This is a genomic window from Hymenobacter fodinae (genome assembly GCF_004745825.1).
GTDB classification, from domain to species: Bacteria; Bacteroidota; Bacteroidia; order Cytophagales; family Hymenobacteraceae; genus Hymenobacter; species Hymenobacter fodinae.
This window is the reverse complement of sequence record NZ_SRLA01000007.1, coordinates 84,603-98,355: the sequence shown is the minus strand read 5'-3', so window position 1 is coordinate 98,355 and position 13,753 is coordinate 84,603. Positions and strand designations below refer to the sequence as shown.

Here is a 13,753-nt window from a genome sequence, read left to right as displayed (position 1 = left end):
TATAAATCGTTTTACGTGGCTTCCCGTGCGCGCCAATTCGCAATAGGCCGCACTTGCCGCAGCGAATAAGGGGCCTGTTGTACAAACCACGACGTACAGCATTCGTTGCCAGGTTCAGAGACATATCAGCTACAGGAAGGCCGTTAGCAAGGCGAGCAGCCATGGGTTGCGGATAAGCTGCTGTGGGGTCGCGGGCGGACTAGGATGCGTGTGGAACTGATGAATCAGCCAGTAATATTCCAAAGGAGAGGCCTCCGTAAAGGCCATACTCCGCTGCGCAAAGCAGCGGTGCGCAGCGAGGCCCGTACGCAGGATGGTGACGCCCTGGTGGCGGGGGTCGCACTCAATTTTTGCGTACAGTTCCTGCACGGCGGCGGTGCTGCCTTCTAGTAACTGCACGAACAGCCCGTCGCAGTAACACAGTAGCCCCGTAATGCCGGCTTGCAGGTTGTGGACCTGGGCGTGCTCCAGTAACGCGAGCACCTGCTGCAGGTGGGTGCCCCGAGCGGCGTGGCTGCGATACAGCAGATAATAGGTGTCATCAGGCAAAACGGCGGTGGGGTGCACCCCGGGCTGCGCCTGACTCGGGGACTCTTTATGGGCAGACACCTGTGGGACGGACAGATCGTCCGCATCCAGTCGTTCCAGCAACGACGCATGCATGAGAAATAAGTTAATGTAACCTGAACGAATCCAGTCGAAACAGCCACGAGTCAGCCCCTGCCTTCCCGACACCGAAGGTACGGGTGCTGAACGCTATGGGATACAGTGTTAAGCTTATTTTGCTCGACAAATAGGATTGTTCACTAGTCAAACACCTTAAGTAGCCGGTTGAAACGATTTAAACAACGCGTAAGAATTTCATGCCAGCTACTTACTACCCGGAAAGACCCTGTTATCAGCTTGTGCTCTGGCGGTCTTGCAGCAGGGTGCACCCGGCCCTTGTGCGTATGGCGGCTCGAAGACTTTATCTCTTTCCTGACGCTGTTGAGTGTTTGTAGCCGCAAAGACTTCTATAAAATCACGCTCACCACCGGACTCGTCACTCATCACGCCGCCGATCAACTCGCCCGAAAAACAGCTCCTTGCCTCTGCCGCCGATCTGGGTCGGGCCAGGGCCGCCGCAATGGGAATCCAGGTTTTTGCAAGCTTGGCCGCCGCGTGAACCCGCATTCCAGAGTATTATTTGCCCTGACTGGGACCACCTAGCTAAACAGGGGGCTAGATCTCGTTTTGTGCCCGAGCAGATCGGTTGGTTGATGCTAGGTACGGAGAAGCGCAGGCTGAAAATGCATTGCGCCCAGCTGGTCCGCTGCTTATTCCAGTCTGCTTTGATCTGGCACCAAGCGTATTTTACTCCTGGTTTAGCGGCAGCAACCGGCGTTCATTTCAACTGAATGTCAGCCGATGAACTACTTTCATTCCCTGACGCTTCGCTGCAGGGAGGCTGATCAGGTCCGCGGTCTTCGGGTAACAGGGTGGACGACCCAACTGCAGCCAGGTGATGTGAGGGGGTGAGTCCACTGGGAAGGTGTCCGGGTTAGCGGGTACTACAGTCGAGCTGGCTGAGGCCACTACCGCGTACTACCGCCGGGACGTTCGTCTTGCCTACCGGACGCGGTAGGCGGCAGTCGAATGTGAGCGACAGCTGGACAGGCGCAGGTAGCAATCTAAACCCAGATACGCTACCGAAATAGGCAAGATAGCCCCCGCCTGCTTACCAAGGCTGTCACTAGCTATATAGTTGGGGAGGTTACCTTGCCGCCCCAGGGGGAAACTAGGCGGCGCTACAGAGCCAGCCCGGTCCCCTAGACTTTGTTGGGGCGAGGCATGCTTTTTCTGGCCGGGCGAAAGTAGCCAGCCAGACCCACCGACGCGACTTCTGCAACTATTATTGAACGTTGCTGCGGCCCCGGCAGGTAAGTGCGGTGCTCCGCCGGGTAGCCGCGGCGGAGTCCTACGCTGGGAGCCGGCCATGGCGGAGCAAGTGTCCCTGGGCACAGCCTCAGTTGTACTTAGCCATGGCCTGTTTGATCCGCTGGTAGATTTCCGTATTCTGGTACATGCCCGTGAACAGCTCGCTGCCAGTACCATAGGCAAAGACGGGCACCACCACCGCCGAATGGTGGGTTGTGGTGAAGCGGCCGACGAGCTTGCCGGTCTGGCTGCTTCCGCCCACCACGCTGTAGCCGCCGGTTTCGTGGTCGGCCGTAACGACTACCAGGGTTTCCCCGTTCTGGGCCGCGAACCGGAGGGCCTTGCCTACCTGCTGGTCGAAGTCCAGGACCTCTTGCACGTTGTAGGAGGTGTCGTTGAAGTGGCCGGCATCATCAATCTGGGAGCCTTCTACCATCAGGAAAAAGCCGTTTTTGTTTTTGCCGAGCAGCTCCAGGGCTTTGTCAAACCCCAGCTTCATGTAGGCGGCGGTCCGAGCGGGCATACGGGCCGGGCCGTTGTCGGCCAGTAAAGCCACGGCTTTAGGGCTGGTTAGGTTGCGGGCCTACTGGGGGGAGTGGTTACCTGGTAGCCCTTGGCGCGCCACTGGGCCAGCAGATCTGCCTGGTCCTGGCGCTGAGTAAAGAACTTCAGCCCGCCCCCGTACATGAAGTCCATGGGGCGTCGAGGTACTTTCGGGCAATAACTTCCAGGTCCTGGCGGTTGGTATGGTTCACGGCGAAGCAGGCGGGCGTGGCATCGGGCAGCTCGCAGGCTACTACCAAACCGGTGGATTTGCCCTGCTCGCGCGCATCCCACATAATGGAGTGAAACGAATGCCCCAGCGAGTCCATATTGATGGCGCCGTTGTAGGTTTTGTGGCCGGTAGCGGCCTTGAACAGGCTGGGAGTGGGCGAAATACTCGCAGGAGAGGGTGGGCAGCGGGTTTTTTAGCAGTTTGCTAGGCCTCCGACAGCCACGGTGAAGCGGCGGCTGACTGGCGGAGGAAAAGTTCTTTTGCGCGGCACAAAGGAATAGGTCACTTGTTGGGCTAGTGTTCTCTATAAATTATCTAATTATTACTCGATGCCAATTTAACGACCCAACTGAGCCAGGTCGGCGGTTCCAAAACTGCCTTGGCCTGCGGCGTGCTCCGGGCAGCGCACACGCTATCCGGCCCCAGGGGTCCTGCTCTGGTCCGGCAGGAATTTTTCAGCTCTATCCCTTGAGGCTGTGCTTGGCTGGGGCCGCAGGCCAAGCCGTTTAGTTATGGTGGAAAGACTGCCGGAACGCCAGCGGCGAAAGAGCCGTCTTCGTTTTGAAAAACCGGCTGAAGGATTGCGGGTGCTCGAAGCCCAGCGCGTAGGCCACTTCGCTCACCGACAACGCCGTGGTAGCCAGCTTTTCCTTGGCTTGCTCGATAAGTTTGTCGTGGATATGCTGCTGGGCGCTTTGCCCGGTGAGGGTGCGGAGCATGTCGCTCAGGTAGCTGGGCGACACGTGCAGCCGCTGGGCCAGATACTGGACCGTGGGAATGCCCCGGCTGGGCAGGTCCTCGCTGCTGAAGCAATCCGCCAAGATTTCTTCCAGCTGTTGGAGCAGGTCGCTGTGCACGGCTTTGCGGGTCAGAAACTGGCGCTTGTAAAACCGGTTAGCGTACGTGAGCAGCAATTCGAGCTGGGCAATAACCACGTCCTGGCTGAATTCATCCAGGCGGCTGGCCAGCTCCTCTTCTATCGTTCCAAACAGGGCCAGCAGCAGTTCCTTCTCCTTTTCCGACACGTGCAGCGCCTCATTGGCCGAGTACGTAAAAAAGCCGTAGTGCCGTATCTTTTTAGCCAGGGGGTAAGGGGCCAAAAAATCCGGATGAATCAACAAGGTGTACAGGGAGCACGCCCCCTCGCCGGGTTCCTGGGCGCCGCCAATAATCTGGTTCGGCGCAGCAAACAGCAGGCCGCCTTCGTCGAAGTCGTAGTAGCCCTGCCCGTACCGAAGCTTGCCGCTTAGCTTGGGCCGGTAGGATATTTTGTAGAAGCTCAGCACGTGGAATTGCTCCGGCCGGACGCCCGGAGCCGGCGCGGTGGCGCTGTTTACCAGGCTGATCAGCGGATGCGAGGGCTTGGGCAAGCCCAGGGCGCGGTGGGCATCGGACAAGGAAGCAAACCGAAGCGGGGCGTTTTCTTGCTTTTTCATTTCTCTTCGTGCAGTACCAAAAACAGCCGGTAGTTAAGCTAAACTACCGGCTGCTCAAGTGGTTTAGTGGGCGTGGCCCTGGGCGGCCTGGGCCACGCCCTCCCAGGCCTCCCAGGTGGCCAGCCGCTCGGTGTAGGCAGTACGCACCGAGGGCAGGTTGTGAGCGCCCAGGAACAGGCGCAACGGCGGCTGCTCGGCGTCGACGACGGCAAAAAGAGCCGCCGGCGTGGCGGCTGGGTCCCCTCGTTCCATGCTGCGCAAGCCCGCGAAGAAGTCGTTCTTATAGTCGGTGTACGGCTCCAGGCCGGTGGCGAATCGCAGCGACTCGGGGCTGCCAAACTCGGTGGCGTAGGCCCCGGGCTCGATAATAGTAACCTTGATGCCAAACGGGGCTACCTCGGCGGCCAGGCTTTCGTGGATGGCTTCGAAGGCCCACTTGGAGGAGCAGTAATAGCCGATGACTGGCAACGTGACGTGTCCCAAGTTGCTCGAAGTGCCCAGAATGTGGCCGCTGCCCTGGGCGCGCAAAAGCGGCAGGGCGGCCTGAATGACTGAAACGGGGCCGTATACATTGGTTTCGTACATGGCCCGGATTTCGTCGAGGCTGGCTTCTTCAATGGCTCCGACCAGGGAGTACCCGGCGTTGTTGAGCACAATGTCGAGCCGGCCGAAGTGCGCATGAGCCTGCGCCACGGCCGTCCTTACCTGCGCGGGGTTGGTTACGTCGAGTTCCAGCGTCAGCACGTTGGCCCCGTACTTCTCCGTCAAATCCTGGATGCTGCCCAGCTGGCGCGCAGTCGCGGCTACTTGGTCGCCGCGTTGCAAGGCGGCTTCCACCCAGACGCGGCCAAAGCCGCGGGAAGCCCCTGTGATAAACCAGATTTTGCTGAGGGCGCCCGCGGCGGGCGCCGGGCCGTTTTCTGCGGCGGGGTGTGATTTAAGTGTCATAAGCAGTGGTATGTTAGTGACCACTGCAAAGCTCAGACCCTGCCGCCGCCCGTTTGTAGCCGGATTGCGGAACGTTGTAGCGTAAATGAAGCGGGCGTACCCGCCCAAGGTCCCGGGGCGCGTTATCAGCGCCCACCTCTTAGTGAGCTGGATGACTTGCTTTGCGCATACGCAGCGCTGCGAGCAGAAAATAGAAGGCCCCAACCGCCGAGTAAGCGGCTACCGTAGTCACCCCCTTGGTGGGGTCGTGCGCCTGGATTACAAATAGCACTCCGGCCAAAATCGACTGCCCCCCGCTCAGGATCATGGGCCACTGCCCCCCTAGCTGTCGCCGCCGCAAGCCGAGCAGCAGCTGAATGAGTCCCGTTAACACGGCCCATATGCCAAACACCACGAGTACTGCCGGAATGCCCTGACGCAGGGCGAGGCCGACGGCTACGGTCGTGAGGCTGCCCACGACGATGTTCACGTATTGTGGCCGCCGCGTTTCCCCAGTGCCGCGGGTAGCGCGAACGTCCCCGAAGGTGCCCAGTACGTCCCAGGCGGGGTATAATAACAATAAGGCAGCCGTGAGGGTAGGCGAAGAGTGGACCAACAGAAAAACTAGGCAAACCCAGACCACGGAGAAAGCGGCGCGCACCAAGTACAGCGTGCGCAACGCGTGAGCGGTCTGAGCGGGCGCTGGGCTAATGGAGGTGGATGAAATAGACATGGGATCCAGTGAAGTGAATGATGGGTCAAAGGTCCCGCCGTCCACCCACCTGGTTTTTCACCTAGGTTAAAAAGTGCCGACGGCTCGGTACTTTCGTTCTGCCCTGCGGTTCTTGGTTTTCTCCCTTAGTGCCCTCCGCCCTTGCTCGTACCGGGCAGAAGTAGTGGTTCTGTTACGCTGTATCGAACAGCCAGAGGGTGCAACGACTAGGGTACCCGCTTCTTTTTAACCTACTTGTGCCATGCTGTCCTTGCCGACCTTCTCGCCTCGCCAGCTCCTGCAGCAGCAACTGCAGGCCTTCGCTCACCTTTCCGAAGACGACCTGCGTCTGGCCGAAGACCACTGGACGCTCCGCACTATACAGCGCAACGAGTTTTTCAACTTTCGCAACGCCGTGTGCCAGTACGTTGGCTTTATCGTGCACGGCCTGTTCCGCGTGTACTACGTGGACCCCGTGACTGAGCAGGAACACAATGTGGCGTTTGTGCCCGAGGGCACCTTTTTGACCTCCTTGAAAAGCCTGCTTACCCAAGAGGCATGTCCCTACTACATTGCCGCGCTGGAAGAGGCCGAGCTGCTGGTGATCAGTGTGGGCCAGTTGCATACGCTCTACGCGCAATCCCACGGCTGGGAACGGTTCGGCCGTCTGCTGGCCGAGCAGTATCTCATCCTGCAGCAGGCCAAGGCGGAGTCCATGCTGTTTCAGACGGCGGAACAGCGTTATTTAGCGCTCCTGGAGCAGTTTCCGAACGTGACCAATCGCATTTCGCTGGGGCACATTGCCTCCTACCTAGGCATCAAGGGCCCTTCGCTCAGTCGCATTCGTGCTCAGCTAGGCAGAGCGTAAGGGGCCTGGACTGCGCGTGGTAGGCAGTCCAGGGCGGTTTGTCAGTGTATGACTACAAGAAGAGAGATTTTAGGGCAGCTAGCACTTCGACAACATGCTGTTGCCGCTAGGTTAGGCAAAGGCTGACCTTCAGGCCCCAGCCGCCGCTGTTGATAGGTAGTGGCCGGCGGCACTCAACCAAGATTACTTGTCGGCCGCCATTGCCAAAGCGAGTTCTTTTTGCGCATCCAAAGCTGCCAAGCGGGCTACTAGCGCCGCCCGCACGTCAGCGTAGGTATCCGAGCCGAGGGCTAGGCGCAGTGGGGCCGGGTGCTGGTCGGCGGCATCCAGTATGGCCAGCGCCATCTTGTCGGAATCGCCGGGGATGGGAAAGCTGCCGTTGAACAGGCCACGGCGCACCTCGCCGGCAGGCGTCTGGTCGTAAGCCGCCAGCACCGGGGCATGAACCAAGGCCGCCCCAAAGTTGGTGTGCGTGGCGCCCGGCTCCACGATAGTCACGCCAATATTGCACGGGTTCACGCTGGATTAACGGAACGTTGCTTCCCCCGCAGTAGGGGTGGCTTCCTGCTGCTAGGGAAACAACGTCCCGCTCGAGGGTGTCGTTACGGGTTAAGCAGAGGAAAGAGGGCTTCTCGTTGCTGGCGTAATCCTTCCGCCGCGCCTATTCCCACTTCATAGGTATCGCTTTCGATCACTTGGAGCATCGCCTCAACAAATGCCGCGACCGACAGCGGATGGTCGTTTGACCGGTCGTAGTGGTCGGCATGCCCCAAGTTGGTCTCGACCGCCGGGGGGATGATTTCAAAGACCTTGACCGCCGTCGCCCGGAGTTGATGCCGCAAGCACATGGTAAAGGCGTGCAGGGCCGCCTTCGTAGCAGAATAAACGGGGACGGAGGCCAAGGGCGTAAATGCCAGGCCCGACGTGATATTTAGAATAGCGGCCTCCGGCTGCTGTTGCAGGTGGCTGGCTAGCAAGCTGATCAGGTGAATAGGAGCGAGCAGATTAGTAGCTATCTCCGTGGTTACTTTGGTCAGGTCAACGGCTTGGGTCAGGTCCAAGACCTGCATGACGCCGGCATTATTGATTATCACGTTCAAGTGGGGATAGGTGCTCGTCGCCCAGTGCGCAAAGGCCGCACAGTGCGTGGGGTCGCTCACATCACAAACGTAGGTGGCGAGCCCAGCGTACTGGGTGGCCAGCGCCGCTAAGGGCTCGGGCTGGCGGCCGCACACAATAACTTGGTTACCCAGCTCGTGTAATTTACCAGCCAGGTGCCGGCCGATGCCGGAAGTTGCGCCCGTCAGGAGCACGGTTTGCTTGATCAACTGCATGATGGAAAGGGGGCAGGAAGGGCGTATATTCCCGGTAAGGTTAAAAACAGCTCGGCAGCGGCGTCTCAACAACGGAGAGTTGTCCGCCGATAACGCCCCGGTTTACGGACCTGCCCGCCGCATGCCCGGCACATTCTTGCGCTTCTAGCGCGCATTCGTGCGGTTTGCGGCCCCCTCCCCTGACTTCAGGCCCCGGGGGCAGGCTTTCCCCACTCGGTGGGCCGCACGCCGCAGTGCCGCTGAAAGAGCCGGGCAAAATGTCCCGCGTGGTGGTAGCCAACCGCCCGGGCCACGTGCGCGATGGGTAACCGGCTGTGTTGCAGCAGGTCTTGGGCGCGCTGCATGCGTTGCGCCACCACATACTGGTGGGGACTTAGGCCGGTAGACTGCTTAAAAAGGCGGCAAAAATGGAATGGACTCAGACAGGCAATCGCCGCCAGCTGCGTCAAATCAATGGGTTCCGCTAACGCGCTCTGCACATACTCCTGAATCTGCCGCAGGCGCTCGGGGGCTAGTTTGCCCCGGCTGGTTGGCAGCGGGCGCGGCTGCGCACTGTGTTGGTACACGAGCTGGGTGGCCAGCATGTGCGCCACCGTCTGCCCGTAGAGCGGCGCTACTCCCCCCGGATCTTGCAGCATGGCCGCCAAACTGTAACCTAATTGCCGGAGTAAGGGGGCCTCGATACACGGACCCGCCTGCAGCTCTACGTGCGCGGCCGGGAGGCCCGCCGCCGCCGTTTGCTGCAGCAACTCCTGGTCTAAGTCGAGTTGAATGGTTTGAATGGTACCGGCCGCCTGCGCCCGCCACGCCAGCTCATACGGCAGTTGCTGAGGGGTATTCACGTACACACTGCCGGGTAGACTTTGGTAGCGCCGCCGCTCCCCCGCCCTCGTCAGCGTGAGCTGCATAGCGCCGGTTAAATGAACAATAAGTTGAGGGTGTCCCACCGGCTCCAAGAGCACGGGCGCTAGGGTAGCCGGCTTTATCTGTAGCTGAGCGGTTAGGTGCGCCCCCTGGTACTGAGCGAGGAGCCGCGTGGGAGCACGCTCCCTGGGGAGAGCCGTCGATTCTAGGGAAAGAGTTGTCGGTTCGGGCTGAGCAGGATGAAACACGGGTATCGAAGTTGAACTGGCGGGAGTGGTAACCAAAAGCGAGAAGGACAAAGCAGCGGGTGATTTACTACTGGGTGGGCAGCACTACTCGCGCGTAAGCGCAACGGGCTAGCCGAGGTTAAACTCCTCTCATGGAGTAGCCTAGGTGCCCCCTAGGTAATGCTCTTGGCCGGCTATTCTATTAGGTAGTGCTATTTGTCACGTTTGACAAGGTTTGTTCACCGAATGTTATCAATTCGATCAAAGGATTCTGCGCTGTCTTGCGAATGCCGGTTTAGAAAACCGAGCATAGCAGCCGACAGGCGAGAGTATCCAGTACGCACGTAGCTGCCCTGGGCGCAGCACAGCTTGGTGACCGGGGGTACCCGCGCAGCCCGGGTCGTACGCTACCCATTGCTACGCGGGGCCCAGTTCGTCTACCTCCACCGTTGCAACCCTGGCCCCCCCGGCAGTATAGAAAGCTTTCTTCTCCGTTGATTTTCGTGCCATGGTGAGGCCGGCCGAGTTTTTTCTCCAGCAAGCAGCTGCGCAAGGACACATTCAGTTCCTGTACAGCCTGACCGAGCGGCGGATTGTGTACGTAAACGCCGCCTACGAGCACGTCCTCGGCGGTCACGGGGAGCAGGTGAACGACGAACTGCCGGCCCTGCTCGCTCGCGTGCCCGCCGAGGAGGTGCCGGTCTGGCAGCACTACTGGAAGCTGTGGCAAGTGGGGCGATTGCGCGAAGAAGTCGACCTGTGCCTGCGCTCCGAGGACGGGCCGGACCGTTGGTTTGTGCTCGTTCCCTACTGGCAACACGATGCGCACGGCCAGACCTGGCTGGGCGGCACGCTGCGCGAAATCACCGAACAGAAACGCCACGCCGACAGCAGCCAGAAGTTCAGCATCAAGAAAAACACGGTGCTGGAGATTCTCTCCCATGATTTGGCCAGTAGGTTTGCCATGGTGGATCGCATAGCGGGGGTCTTGCACCAACGCCTGGACCCCGCCACGGACCCGGAGCTGCGGCAGCTCCTGCCCGTGCTGCAACAGACCAGCCGGCAGAGTCTCCAATTGATTCGCTACCTGGTGGACGAGGAGTTTCTCGAATCCTCCGAGATCCCCCTCAAACGGGAAGTGGTGGACGGCGGGGCGTACGTGCGGATTCGGATTCCCTTGCACGACTCGAACTAGGTCAAGCCTCTCCTTGCAGGGCGGCCACGATGAAGTATATGCCCAGCGCCCCTTTCTGCCCTATCCGCATGCCTGGGCGGTGACAGCCACGGATCCCGCGCCCCCCGGTCCTGCCCAGCGGGGATGCCATCCAGGTGGAACTCCCCCTGCCCAAACTGGCCGACGGGGTCTACGCCGCGCTGCCCGACACGCTGCCCTATGGCTTCCAGCATTGCTCCACGCCGCAAAGACTAGTACCCGTACTCTACCGGGCCACCGCGCTTACCGGAACACCGCACCGACCTGCTGGCGGTACATGCGCCCGATAGGAACTTCCTGCCCGGCTACTTCCAGGTGGCTCGGGCTATAAGTGCGTACTTTGTCGAGGGCCACGATAAAGGAGCGGTGGACCCGCAGAAAGTTGCTGGCCGAGAGCTTTTCCTCCATGCTGTTAATGGTTTGCTTGACCACCAGGGTTGGCCCCACGGCACAGTGAATCTTCACGTAATCCTTCAGGCCCTCCACGTACAGCACTTCGCGGAGCATCACCTTCACCATTTTGCGGTCGATGCGGAAGTACAGGAAGGCGTCGGGGTTGGGCCCGGCCGGCGCTTCGACCGGCACGGGCGAGGGTTCGGTTTTGGTGGCTTTGGCCACGGCCTTCAGAAACCGCTCCAGCGACACGGGCTTGAGCAGGTAGTCCACCGCGTTCAGCTCGAAGCCCTCGTAGGCGTAGTCGCGGTAGGCGGTGGTGAAGATGACTAGTGGCGGGTGCGGCAGGCTGCGCAGAAAATCCGTGCCCAGCATCTTGGGCATCTTGATGTCGAGGAAGAGCAGGTCGACGGGCTGCTGCTGCAGGACGGCGAAGGCCTGCAAGGCATTTTCGCAGGTGCCGACCAGCTTCAGGTGGGCCACTTCCTGCACGTAAGCGGTCAGGACTTCCAGGGCTGGCGGCTCGTCGTCGACCAGCAGACACGTGAGGTTCATGGGAGTTGCGGTTGAAGCGCAGCTTCGGTCGCCGTCGGGCCCAGCCGGCCCCCAGCCAGCTGGGCCCGCGCCGCGAGCGGCAGGTGCAGGATAATCAGGAGGGTATCGGGTTCCGGCACTACCAGCAACTGGTAGCGTCCGGCGTAGTGGTGCTCCAGCCGCTGGCGCACGCGGCACAGGCTCGCGTCCTCTGTCCAGTCCGCCGCACCGGGTAGCTGGCTATGGATAACTTTGAGTTCGAGCCGAGAGGGGCACACTACCAGGTCGATGCTGATCCAAGCGCAGTCCAGGGCGGCGGCGGTTCCGTGCCGAAACGCGTGTTCCAGGAATGGCAGCAGCAGCAGCGGCTCGATGACGTACTCCGCCAACGCGCCGCTGAAGTTGAGCGACACCTCCACGCGGTGGCCCAGTCGGAGCTGCTCCAGCGCCACGTAGCGCTGCATCATAGCTACTTCGTCGGCCAGCGGCACCGAGTCGCGGGGACTTTCGTAGAGCATGTAGCGCAGCAGTTCGGCTAGGTGCAGCACCGCCCCCGGCGCCTCCGGCGCCTTGGCAGCCGTGAGACGCTGCAGCGACCGGAGCGTACCGAACAGGAACGCCGGCTGCAGCTGGGCCTTCAGCAGCTGCAGCTCGGTCTGCAGCCGCTGTTGTTCCAATTGCTGGCGCTGGCGGCGCTGGGTCTCCCACTGGCGGGCAATTTTCACCGTCACGGCAATGCCGGCCGTCAGCAGGGTAATGAAGAAGGTGTAGTTTAAGTGCCAGTAGCTGCGGCCCTGGTGAACTGCCCGATCAATGGGGGCGTGAAATAGCCTCGGCATCACCACAACATCAAACCAGATGACCGTCAGCACCGTCAGCAGGGCGCAGGCGGCTCCCCAGGCGGCCAGCAGCAGCCCAAACGCCAGGATCTGGCGCTGCCGCATCAGCCGGGGCAGCAGCCAGTACAGCAGCGGATACGTGACCAGCATGGAAGCTGGCAGCTGGTTAAAAAACAAGCCAATGACGTACAGCCCGGTGCCGTTGCCCCAGTGCGCGGGCAGCTGCAGGATCAGGGACAAGGCCAGCACCGCCACCCAGAACAGCCCGTGCCGGACCACCCGGTATCGTAGCGCGCCGCTCATGCGGGCATCCGGTTGCTAGCGGCGGCCGGCAACCGGGCGCGCCGAAGGGGCCGGCCCGCCCCCTGCCCAGCCCGCCGGCGGGGCGGCCGGGCGGCCCCGTCCACTTCTCGCAAGCGCAGGCGCAGCTGCACGCGAAACGAATCGGGCAGCACCTGCACTTCGAGGTGGTGCTGCCCGGGGTACAGCAGCTGCAGGCGCTGCCGCACGTTGTGCAAGCCAATTCCGCCGGTTCCAGCGGGGGCATCCGTAGTTTTCGAGTTGAAGATGGTGCAGGTGAGGGTGCCGGGGGCCAGGCCCAGCTGAATGACGATGCGGGCGGCCCCCACCTGCTCGGCGGAGCCGTGCTTGAAGGCGTTTTCGACCAGCGGCAGTAGCAGCAGCGGCGCAATGCCCGCCCGGGGTGGCATGACGGCGGCGTTGAACACCACCGTCAGGCGGGGGCCGTAGCGCAACTGCTCCAGGGCGACGTAATTGCGTAGCAGGGCCAGCTCGGCGCGCAGGCTCACCAGCGGCGCGTGGCCCTGCTCTACCACGAAATGCAGCAGCGCCCGCAGCCGCTCCACCACCCGCGGCGCCTCCTGCGACTGCCGTAGCGTGAGGGCGTAGAGGTTATTGAGCGTGTTGAAGAGAAAATGCGGGTGGATCTGGGCTTGCAGCAGCTGTAGCTCCGCCCGGGAGTTTTCCTGCTGGAGCTGTTCATTGGCCAACTCCTTGCGGCGCCACCGGCGGTAGCCCCACAACCCGGCGGCGACTCCAGCCGTCAGGAGCAGGGGCAGGTGCAGCGCCGGCGACAACGCCAGCTGCGCATCCGGGGGGCCAGCCGCCATTGCCGCCCGCAGCGGCAGCAGCCCCCAGGCCCACCCGGCATAGGACAGCACGGACGTTGCACCCCACCACCCTAGCGCCCGGATTAGTAGGCGGCCGTAGCGGGGCGGCTCGCCCCAGAGTTCGGGCAGCACCCCGTAGAGCAGCGCGTAGGTGGCCGGCCCGAATGTACCGAGCACCAGCAGTGCATACAGCAGGGCCAGCCCCAGGTGATCGATAAATACGCATTTATAGCGCAGCAACGCGGCCTCCAGCAGCCCAATGACCAGCCAGAACAGCGCATGGCGCAGGCCGCGCCGCTCGTCTATCGCCCGCAGCACCTGCCGCAGCGTGTGTGTTAGTACCTGAGCCATACCTCCCGTCTGCGTTGAGCCCAGCTGAATATACCGATTTCGAAGCAGGTAAACCACTAGCTATCTGGAATATAGACCAACGTCAATGCCTTGTCGACCAACCACAGAACCGGCCGTTCAGCGACCAACGGCTACCGTACTTCCCGACGCGTACGTCGCCGGCCGAATAAGCCAGCGCGGGCTGATCGAGCGGGCCATCTTTACCTCAGGTAGCGCCTAGCCCCTACCCCGTG

General features: G+C 61.4%; 14 protein-coding genes. 2 read left to right on the top strand and 12 right to left on the bottom strand.

The window, feature by feature from the left end; genetic code table 11:
• Positions 1 to 129: 129 nt before the first annotated feature.
• From EU556_RS24345 to EU556_RS24320, 6 genes are all read right to left on the bottom strand, one after another.
• Positions 130 to 663 carry a BLUF domain-containing protein gene (locus EU556_RS24345; RefSeq protein WP_135436859.1) on the bottom strand — a complete coding sequence of 178 codons (534 nt, stop codon included), beginning with the start codon at positions 661 to 663 and terminating at the stop codon, positions 130 to 132.
• A 1,342-nt stretch (positions 664 to 2,005) separates the two neighbouring features.
• Entirely contained in the window at positions 2,006 to 2,473 is a 468-nt protein-coding gene (locus EU556_RS24340) for an alkaline phosphatase (RefSeq protein ID WP_135436858.1), read from the bottom strand.
• A 112-nt stretch (positions 2,474 to 2,585) separates the two neighbouring features.
• The gene (locus EU556_RS24335) at positions 2,586 to 2,837 is read right to left on the bottom strand and encodes an alkaline phosphatase (RefSeq protein ID WP_262709683.1); all 252 of its coding nucleotides are present in this window, start codon (positions 2,835 to 2,837) and stop codon (positions 2,586 to 2,588) included.
• Positions 2,838 to 3,198: 361 nt separating this feature from the next.
• Positions 3,199 to 4,128, bottom strand: a complete 930-nt coding sequence (locus EU556_RS24330; RefSeq protein ID WP_135436856.1) for a helix-turn-helix domain-containing protein — start codon at positions 4,126 to 4,128, stop codon at positions 3,199 to 3,201.
• 63 nt (positions 4,129 to 4,191) lie between these two features.
• Complete coding sequence (locus EU556_RS24325; protein WP_135436855.1) at positions 4,192 to 5,076, bottom strand: SDR family NAD(P)-dependent oxidoreductase; 885 nt, start codon at positions 5,074 to 5,076, stop codon at positions 4,192 to 4,194.
• Between the two features lie 139 nt (positions 5,077 to 5,215).
• Positions 5,216 to 5,788 carry a hypothetical protein gene (locus tag EU556_RS24320; RefSeq protein WP_135436854.1) on the bottom strand — a complete coding sequence of 191 codons (573 nt, stop codon included), beginning with the start codon at positions 5,786 to 5,788 and terminating at the stop codon, positions 5,216 to 5,218.
• 241 nt (positions 5,789 to 6,029) lie between these two features.
• On the opposite strand from EU556_RS24320, the gene EU556_RS24315 reads away from it, so the two are divergent.
• Positions 6,030 to 6,635, top strand: coding sequence for a Crp/Fnr family transcriptional regulator (locus tag EU556_RS24315; RefSeq protein ID WP_135436853.1), 606 nt, complete (start codon positions 6,030 to 6,032; stop codon positions 6,633 to 6,635).
• A gap of 183 nt (positions 6,636 to 6,818) precedes the next feature.
• Here the strand turns inward: EU556_RS24315 and EU556_RS24310 are convergent, their stop codons facing one another.
• The 3 genes from EU556_RS24310 to EU556_RS24300 all read right to left on the bottom strand — a co-directional run bounded on the left by EU556_RS24310 (position 6,819) and on the right by EU556_RS24300 (position 9,081).
• Positions 6,819 to 7,154 (bottom strand): Rossmann-fold NAD(P)-binding domain-containing protein, encoded by a 336-nt coding sequence (locus EU556_RS24310; protein WP_135436852.1) that lies wholly within the window; start codon positions 7,152 to 7,154, stop codon positions 6,819 to 6,821.
• An 83-nt stretch (positions 7,155 to 7,237) separates the two neighbouring features.
• A complete protein-coding gene (locus tag EU556_RS24305; protein ID WP_135436851.1) occupies positions 7,238 to 7,969 on the bottom strand; it encodes an SDR family oxidoreductase in 732 nt (243 codons plus the stop codon).
• Positions 7,970 to 8,154: 185 nt separating this feature from the next.
• Positions 8,155 to 9,081 (bottom strand): helix-turn-helix domain-containing protein, encoded by a 927-nt coding sequence (locus EU556_RS24300; protein ID WP_135436850.1) that lies wholly within the window; start codon positions 9,079 to 9,081, stop codon positions 8,155 to 8,157.
• Positions 9,082 to 9,568: 487 nt separating this feature from the next.
• On the opposite strand from EU556_RS24300, the gene EU556_RS24295 reads away from it, so the two are divergent.
• Positions 9,569 to 10,255 carry a nitrogen regulation protein NR(II) gene (locus EU556_RS24295; RefSeq protein ID WP_135436849.1) on the top strand — a complete coding sequence of 229 codons (687 nt, stop codon included), beginning with the start codon at positions 9,569 to 9,571 and terminating at the stop codon, positions 10,253 to 10,255.
• 261 nt (positions 10,256 to 10,516) lie between these two features.
• On the opposite strand, the gene EU556_RS24290 is transcribed toward EU556_RS24295, so the two are convergent.
• Genes EU556_RS24290 through EU556_RS24280 form a run of 3 tightly spaced genes read right to left on the bottom strand, consistent with a single transcriptional unit; the run spans position 10,517 to position 13,520 of the window.
• A complete protein-coding gene (locus EU556_RS24290; RefSeq protein ID WP_135436848.1) occupies positions 10,517 to 11,221 on the bottom strand; it encodes a LytR/AlgR family response regulator transcription factor in 705 nt (234 codons plus the stop codon).
• Positions 11,218 to 12,342, bottom strand: a complete 1,125-nt coding sequence (locus EU556_RS24285; protein WP_135436847.1) for a sensor histidine kinase — start codon at positions 12,340 to 12,342, stop codon at positions 11,218 to 11,220. Before EU556_RS24285 ends, EU556_RS24290 begins: the two co-directional genes overlap by 4 nt.
• Positions 12,339 to 13,520 (bottom strand): sensor histidine kinase, encoded by a 1,182-nt coding sequence (locus EU556_RS24280; protein ID WP_135436846.1) that lies wholly within the window; start codon positions 13,518 to 13,520, stop codon positions 12,339 to 12,341. Before EU556_RS24280 ends, EU556_RS24285 begins: the two co-directional genes overlap by 4 nt.
• Positions 13,521 to 13,753: the final 233 nt, after the last annotated feature.

Coding starts and splice junctions, on each gene's coding strand:
- EU556_RS24305 (WP_135436851.1), bottom strand. CDS start 7,969: ATGCAGTTGATCAAGCAAACCGTGCTCCTGACGGGCGCAACTTCCGGC.
- EU556_RS24345 (WP_135436859.1), bottom strand. CDS start 663: ATGCATGCGTCGTTGCTGGAACGACTGGATGCGGACGATCTGTCCGTC.
- EU556_RS24295 (WP_135436849.1), top strand. CDS start 9,569: ATGGTGAGGCCGGCCGAGTTTTTTCTCCAGCAAGCAGCTGCGCAAGGA.
- EU556_RS24320 (WP_135436854.1), bottom strand. CDS start 5,788: ATGTCTATTTCATCCACCTCCATTAGCCCAGCGCCCGCTCAGACCGCT.
- EU556_RS24325 (WP_135436855.1), bottom strand. CDS start 5,076: ATGACACTTAAATCACACCCCGCCGCAGAAAACGGCCCGGCGCCCGCC.
- EU556_RS24285 (WP_135436847.1), bottom strand. CDS start 12,342: ATGAGCGGCGCGCTACGATACCGGGTGGTCCGGCACGGGCTGTTCTGG.
- EU556_RS24290 (WP_135436848.1), bottom strand. CDS start 11,221: ATGAACCTCACGTGTCTGCTGGTCGACGACGAGCCGCCAGCCCTGGAA.
- EU556_RS24315 (WP_135436853.1), top strand. CDS start 6,030: ATGCTGTCCTTGCCGACCTTCTCGCCTCGCCAGCTCCTGCAGCAGCAA.
- EU556_RS24330 (WP_135436856.1), bottom strand. CDS start 4,128: ATGAAAAAGCAAGAAAACGCCCCGCTTCGGTTTGCTTCCTTGTCCGAT.
- EU556_RS24280 (WP_135436846.1), bottom strand. CDS start 13,520: ATGGCTCAGGTACTAACACACACGCTGCGGCAGGTGCTGCGGGCGATA.